Annotated in this window: 7 protein-coding genes; 4 read left to right on the top strand and 3 right to left on the bottom strand. The window is 73.3% G+C overall.

What is annotated here, in order from left to right:
* A partial coding sequence (locus ETD96_RS38245) for a choice-of-anchor P family protein (protein ID WP_138641377.1) occupies window positions 1–554 on the bottom strand: 554 nt, incomplete at its 3' end.
* A 56-nt stretch (window positions 555–610) separates the two neighbouring features.
* Window positions 611–1393, bottom strand: coding sequence for a L,D-transpeptidase (locus ETD96_RS38250; RefSeq protein ID WP_240808526.1), 783 nt, complete (start codon window positions 1391–1393; stop codon window positions 611–613).
* A 237-nt stretch (window positions 1394–1630) separates the two neighbouring features.
* Between ETD96_RS38250 and ETD96_RS38255 the strand changes: the two genes are divergently transcribed.
* Window positions 1631–2179, top strand: coding sequence for a YceI family protein (locus tag ETD96_RS38255; protein ID WP_138641379.1), 549 nt, complete (start codon window positions 1631–1633; stop codon window positions 2177–2179).
* Between the two features lie 21 nt (window positions 2180–2200).
* Here ETD96_RS38255 and ETD96_RS38260 read toward each other — a convergent pair whose 3' ends face one another.
* The gene (locus ETD96_RS38260) at window positions 2201–3598 is read right to left on the bottom strand and encodes a sensor histidine kinase (protein WP_138641380.1); all 1398 of its coding nucleotides are present in this window, start codon (window positions 3596–3598) and stop codon (window positions 2201–2203) included.
* 131 nt (window positions 3599–3729) lie between these two features.
* Between ETD96_RS38260 and ETD96_RS38265 the strand changes: the two genes are divergently transcribed.
* The 3 genes from ETD96_RS38265 to ETD96_RS38275 form a co-directional block, all read left to right on the top strand.
* Entirely contained in the window at window positions 3730–5211 is a 1482-nt protein-coding gene (locus tag ETD96_RS38265; RefSeq protein WP_138641381.1) for a glutamate-cysteine ligase family protein, read from the top strand.
* 64 nt (window positions 5212–5275) lie between these two features.
* Window positions 5276–5962, top strand: coding sequence for a response regulator transcription factor (locus ETD96_RS38270; RefSeq protein ID WP_138641382.1), 687 nt, complete (start codon window positions 5276–5278; stop codon window positions 5960–5962).
* Window positions 5959–6982, top strand: a 1024-nt coding sequence (locus tag ETD96_RS38275) for a sensor histidine kinase (protein WP_240808527.1), incomplete at its 3' end; no start/stop codon positions are given. The genes ETD96_RS38270 and ETD96_RS38275, both read left to right, overlap by 4 nt.

Consider the following 6982-nt stretch of genomic DNA (forward strand, 5'->3'; position numbering starts at 1 on the left):
ATGCTGAGCGTCTGCGTCTTGCCGGCCAGCGTCGCCACCACCTCGATCGCGGTGATCGTGAGGCTGCCGTCCTTGTCCTTGACGTGCTTGTTCAGCGTGATCGCGGCGGTGCCGAGGCCCTTCAGGTCGGCGTTGATCGTGGTGTTGGGCGTCGCGCCGAGCTTCAGCGTCCGGCCGTTGAGCGTCGCCTTCGTCAGGTGCGAGACGCCGTTGCCGTTCTCGCACTTGGCCGTCACGGCGTGCGCGGCGAGCCCGATGCGGGGCACCTTCAGGTCCGCGACGGACGCGCGGCCGTGGCCGGACCAGGCGGCGACGTTCAGCAGGCCCGCCTCCACGAGGGGGTTGGCGGGCAGTTCGGCGAGGCTCTTGCGGGCCGGCTGCTGCGCGGACGACGTGACCGTGGGGGTCGCCGGGATCGCGACCGGGCCGGTCGCGGCGACGGCGGTGGCGGAGCCGGTGCCGCCGCTGGTGGCGGACGCGGCCGGGGCCAGGCCGAAGGGCAGGGCCAGCGCGCCGGCGACGGCGACGGCCTTGGTGAGTGACGGCAAACGCACGGTTTCTCCTCAAGTCGGGGGTGGAACGGGACCGGCCTCGCGGCCGGAGGTCTGGGTCAGGCGGTGACGAGCACGGGGGTGCCGAGCGGCACCTTGGCCAGCCGCTTCAGCGCGTCCGCCGGGACGCGGACGCAGCCGTGCGTGACGGCCTTGCCGAAGACGTCCTTGGACGGCCAGCCGTGGAAGGCGACGGTGCCGGGCCCTCCGCCGAAGGTGTCGAGCGTGTCGGAGTGCGCGCCGACCGGCAGGATCAGCGGGCTGTAGGTCGGTTTCGCGGGGGCGAGGGAGGCGAGCATGAACGTCCGGCCGGTGGGGGTGGGCGTCTTCGGCGCGCCGACGGCCACGGTCCAGGCGCCGACCTTGCGGCCCGCGTCGTAGAGGGCCATCTTGCGGTCGCCGAGGTCGACCTTGACGACGTGTCCGCTGCGCGCGGCCTTCAGTCCGGTGTCGGGGATCCAGCCGGTCACGCCGTTGGGGCGGCTCGGCAGCAGCACGCGCCGCCAGCCGGGCCGGGACTCGACGACGGGCACCCAGGTGGGGCCCTTCAGCTGGGTGCTCGGCAGTTCGGCGACGGCGGGCGCGCCGGGCTTGGCGGAGATCGGGGTCGCGGCCTCGGGGTGCACCACCGTCCCGTCGCCCGCGGTGGCCGCGGTGTCCGTCGGCAGGTCGTCGAGGGTCGTGTAGGTGGTCGCCTGCGGCAGCGCGGTCGCGCCCTTGGCCGGGGCGGCCTTCGCCGGTCCGGGCTCGCTCCCGCCGCCGCAGCCGGCGACAAGGGCCGTCGCCAGCAGGACGGCGGCCCCGGCCGCCGGCAGGGCGGCGCGCGGTGGTGCATCGCTCACGAAGACTCCAAGTGATCCCGCCGGAGGGACTCCGGCTCGCCTCTGTGCCCGCTGATTACGCATGAGGCGCGCCGGAGGTTGCACGCTGTGTGGACCGAGTTGCAGGCGGTGAACCACCCCTCCCCGGCGGGCCACCGCACGGGCGTGGAACAATCCGGGATTGACAGGTGTTTGAACCCTCAACTAACCTTCGACGAGTCGTTGAAGTTTCAAGCAACTACCTCTACGGGAGTCACCATGAGCATCGCCGCCGTCGCCCCCGAGCTGACCGCCGGGACCTGGAACATCGACCCCGGGCACTCCGAGGTCACCTTCGTGATCCGGCACCTGATGACCAAGGTGCGCGGCACCTTCACCGAGTTCACCGGCTCGGTGCAGCTCGCCGAGGAGCTCGGCGAGTCGACCGCGACCGCCGAGATCCAGGTCGGCTCGCTCGACACCCGCAACCCCGACCGGGACGCGCACGTGCGCACCTCCGACGTCCTCGACGTCGAGAAGTTCCCGACCATGACCTTCGCGACCAAGGGCGTGCGGGCCGAGGGCGGCGAGTACTTCCTCGACGGCGACCTGACCATCAAGGGCGTCACCCGCCCGGTCACCCTGTCCGTGGAGTTCAACGGCGTCGCCGAGGACCCGTGGGGCGGGACGCGCGCCGGGTTCTCCGCCGAGACCTCGATCAACCGCAAGGACTGGGGCATCGAGTTCAACGTCCCGCTGAAGGGCGAGAAGGCCCTGCTCAGCGACAAGGTCGACATCCAGCTGGAGATCCAGGCCGTCCGCGCCTGAGCGTCCCCGCACACCCCCGCTTCAGCGAGAAGGGCCGTCCGGTTTCGGGCGGCCCTTCTCGCGTCCCTGCGGCGGGACGAGCGGCAGCCGGAGCGCGAACCGGGCCCCGGCGGCGCGGTGGTCCTCGACCCGCAGCGTCCCGCCGTGCGCCCGCGCGATCTCGCGGGCGATCGCGAGGCCGAGGCCGGTGCCGCCGGCGTCCCGGCTGCGGGCGGTGTCGAGCCGGGTGAAGCGCTGGAAGACGCGCTCGCGGTCGGCGGGCGGGATGCCGGGCCCGTCGTCGGTGACGGCGAGCAGCGCCAGCCCGTCCTCCCGCCGCACCTCCACCGTGATGGACGACCCGGCGAACCGCTCGGCGTTGTCGAGCAGGTTCCCGAGCAGCCGGACGAGCTGCATCCGCACCCCGCGCACCGGGACGCCCGCGGACAGCTCCGCGGCGATCCGCACCGGGAACGTGCGGCGGCGCAGCTCCGCGCCGGTGAGCGCGGCCAGGTCGATCGGCTCCTGCACCGCCGTCCCGCCGGTGCCGATGCGGGCGAGCAGCAGCAGGTCGGTGACGATCGACTCCAGCCGGTCGGTGTCGCGCAGCGCCGACCGGACGACCTCCCGCAGGTCGGTGTCGTCGGGGTGCATCGCGGCGTCCTCCAGGTTCGCCCGGAGGCCGGCGATCGGCGTGCGCAGCTCGTGCGAGGCGTCGGAGGCGAACTGGCGCTGCCGCGCGACCGCGCGCTCCAGCCGGTCGAGCGTCGCGTTCGCGGTGCGGGCGAGCTGGGCGATCTCGTCCTCGCCGGGCGGCTGCGGGACGCGCCGGCTGAGGTCGGTGGCGCCGATCTCGGCGAGCTGCGCGCGGATGGCCTCGACCGGGCCGAGGGTGCGGCCGACGATCCGCCAGGTGACCCACGCGACGCCCCCGGCGAGCAGCAGGACCGCGGCGCCGAGCACCCCCTCCAGCACCCCGTTCACCAGGTAGGACGGCAGCCGCTCCGCGGCGTAGACGACGACGGAGTCCGGCGCGGTGCTGACCCGGATCGCCTCGACGACGTAGCAGTCCCGGCGCGGCCAGGCGCCGTCGCACACGGTGAAGTCGCGGACGCGCAGGTTGCTCGACGGCCAGAGTCTGCTCACCGGCGGGCGGCGCGCCGCGCCGGGGGTGGCGTTCGTCACCCGCCCGCCGGGCTCGACGACCTGGATGAGGAGGCGGCCCCCGGTGTCGTCGGGGATCGCGCCCTCCAGCGAGCCGTCGCGGACGCCACCGCTGACCCGGCGCGCGTCCACCTGGGTCTGCCGGAGGAGATCGGCCTTGACGTCGACGCGCACGGCGACGTCGACGCCGGCCGCCGTGATGCCGAACACGAACGCGGCGATGACGGCGGCGGCGAGCGTGTCCCGGGCCCGGATGGACCGGGGGCGCATGCGCATGGTCCCTCCCGGGGAGACACGTTATCCATCGCTCACCGACGGGGAGTCCCACCATGGATGCCGGGTTTTCGCCTTCGCTTACCGGGACATCCCGTTTTATGACGGTTCCTCCGAAGCACAGGGACGGACACATGGGCAGGGACGTGGCTTCGGTCACCATCAGCGGCGAGGACCGGCGGCGGTATCGCGACAAGGTGCGCAGGTGCCTCGACGTGCTGGCCCGCATGCTGGGCGAATCCCAGTTCGACTTCGAACGCCCGCACATCGGGCTGGAGATCGAGCTCAACCTGATCGACGCGCTCGGCGACCCGCTGATGCGCAACGCGGACGTCCTCAAGGCGATCGCCGACCCGGCCTGGGCGACGGAGCTCGGCCAGTTCAACCTGGAGATCAACATCCCGCCGCGCGAGCTCGGCGGGGAGAGCACCGGCGAGCTGGAGGCCGAGGTCCGCGACCACCTCCGGCACGCCGACGACCGCGCCACCGAGGTCGGCGGCCGGCTCCTCATGATCGGCATCCTGCCGACCCTGCGGCGCACCGACATCGGCGAGGAGACCCTCTCCGCCAACGCCCGCTACAAGATGCTCAACGACCAGATCTTCGCCGCCCGCGGCGAGGAGATGCGCATCGCGATCGACGGGCGCGAGCCGCTGCGCATGCACGCCGACACGATCATCCCCGAAGCGGCCTGCACCAGCGTCCAGTTCCACCTCCAGGTCAGCCCCGACCAGTTCGGCGCGTACTGGAACGCCGCCCAGGCCATCGCCGGCCCGCAGGTCGCGATGGGCGCCAACTCCCCGTTCCTGTTCGGGCACCGGCTCTGGCACGAAACCCGGATCACGCTGTTCGAGCAGGCCACCGACACCCGCCCCGACGAGCTGAAGACGCAGGGCGTCCGCCCCCGGGTCTGGTTCGGCGAGCGCTGGATCACCTCCGTCTTCGACCTGTTCGAGGAGAACACCCGCTACTTCCCGTCGCTGCTGCCGCTGTGCGACGACGAGGACCCCCGCGAGGTGCTGGACGACGGCCGCATCCCCGAACTCGGCGAGCTCACCCTCCACAACGGCACGATCTACCGCTGGAACCGCCCCATCTACGCGGTCGTGAAAGGGCGCCCGCACCTGCGCGTCGAGAACCGGGTGCTGCCCGCCGGGCCGACCGTCGCCGACGTCGTCGCCAACGGCGCCTTCTACTACGGCGTCGTCCGGATGCTCGCCGAGGCCGACCGCCCCGTCTGGACCCGGATGTCCTTCGCCACCGCCGAGGAGAACCTGCACCGCGCCGCCCGCGACGGCCTCGACTCGACCCTCTACTGGCCCGGCATGGGCGAGGTGCCCGCCGCCGAACTCGTCCTCCGCAAGCTGCTGCCGCTCGCCCACGAGGGCCTCGACCGGTGGGGCGTCGACCCCGCCCGCCGCGACCGGCTCCTCGGCATCATCGAGCGGCGCTGCGTCACCGGGCAGACCGGCGCCGCCTGGCAGATCGCCACCGTCAACGCCATCGAGGAGTCGTCGGGCACGTCCCGCCACGACGCGCTCCGCATGATGACCCGCTCCTACACCGAGCACATGCGCGCCAACACCCCCGTCCACCTGTGGCCCACCGGGCCCTGATCTTCACGGCACCTCCACATTCCACGCCCGGCGCACGCATACCGGGCTCTTAGAGTCTGGTCCCGTGACGGGTAACGAGACTCGCGTCCTCGTGGTCGAGGACGAGCCGACGATCGCGCGGGCCGTGGCGGACCGGCTGGCCGCCGAGGGCTTCGGCGTGGAGACCGCCGGCGACGGACCCTCGGCGGTCGAGCGGGCGCGCGCGTACGAGCCGCACCTCATCGTGCTGGACGTGATGCTGCCCGGATTCGACGGCCTCGAGGTGTGCCGCCGCGTCCAGGCCGAGCGCCCCGTGCCGGTGCTCATGCTGACCGCGCGCGACGACGAGACGGACCTCCTCGTGGGCCTCGGCGTCGGCGCCGACGACTACGTGACCAAGCCGTTCAGCATGCGCGAGCTGGTCGCGCGCATCCGGGCGGTGCTGCGGCGCGTCGAGCGGCCCGCCATGGAGCCCGCCGACGGCGCCGTGCGCGTCGGGGCGCTGGAGATCGACGAGCGCGCCCGCCGCGTCCGCCGGGACGGCCGCGAGGTGCACCTCACCCCCACCGAGTTCGACCTGCTCACCTGCCTGCTGCGCAACCGCGGGGCGGTGCTGACCCGCGCCGTCCTGCTGGAGCAGGTGTGGGACTGGGCGGACGCCTCCGGGACCCGCGTCGTCGACAGCCACGTGAAGGCGCTGCGCCGCAAGCTGGGGCAGGAGCTGATCCGCACGGTGCACGGCGTCGGCTACAGCCTGGAGCCGGCGCCGTGACCCCGATCGTCCACCGGCTGTGGGCGCGGCTGCCCCGCCCGCTGGACCCGCTCCGGTCGATCAAGGTGAAGTTCGGCGTCGTGGTCGTCGTGACCGCGTGCGTCGCCGTGCTGATCGTCCTGTGGGGGTACCCGATGGGGTTCCGCGCGCGGCAGACGATGCCGGTCGGCGTGCTGATCTCCCTCGTCGTGATACAGCTCCTCGCGCACGGGATGACGGCGCCGCTCCGGGAGATGACGGCGGCGGCGCGGGCGATGGCGCGCGGCGACTACAGCCGCCGGGTGCGGGCCACGTCGCGGGACGAGGTCGGCGAGCTGGCGCAGGCGTTCAACCGGATGGCCGCGGACCTCGCCGAGGTGGAGCAGCAGCGCCGCGACTTCGTCGCGAACGTCTCGCACGAGCTGCGCACCCCGATCAGCGCGCTGCGGGCCGTCCTGGAGAACGTCGCGGACGGCGTCACCCCGGCGACGCCCGACGTCCTCGAGACCGCGCTCGACCAGACCGAGCGGCTCGGGCGGCTCGTCACCCAGCTCCTCGACCTGTCGCGCGTCGAAGCGGGAGCGGCCGTCCTCGACCTCGCCGACATCGACGTGGCCGAGTTCGTGGACGGCGTCATCGCCGAGGCCCGCGCCGGGCACCCGGAGGCCGTGTTCGCGACGGACGTCGCCCCCGACCTGCACGCCGTCGCCGACCGCGACCGGCTCCACCAGATCGTCGCGAACCTGCTCGACAACGCCGCCCGGCACGGCCCGGACGGCCGCCCCGTCACCGTCACCGCGCGTCCCGCGAACCTTCCGGGCGGATTGATCATCGAAGTGGCCGATGAGGGACCCGGCATTCCACCCGAAGAGCGGGCCCGCGTGTTCGAACGCTTCTCCCGCGGCACCGCGTCCGGCACCCGCGCCGGCACCCCCGGCGGCGGCACCGGCCTCGGCCTCGCCATCGCGAACTGGGCCACGGACCTGCACGGCGGCGACATCACCGTCCTGGACACCCCGACCGGCTGCCGCATCCGCGTCC

Source organism: Actinomadura geliboluensis (assembly GCF_005889745.1).
Taxonomy (GTDB): domain Bacteria; phylum Actinomycetota; class Actinomycetes; order Streptosporangiales; family Streptosporangiaceae; genus Spirillospora; species Spirillospora geliboluensis.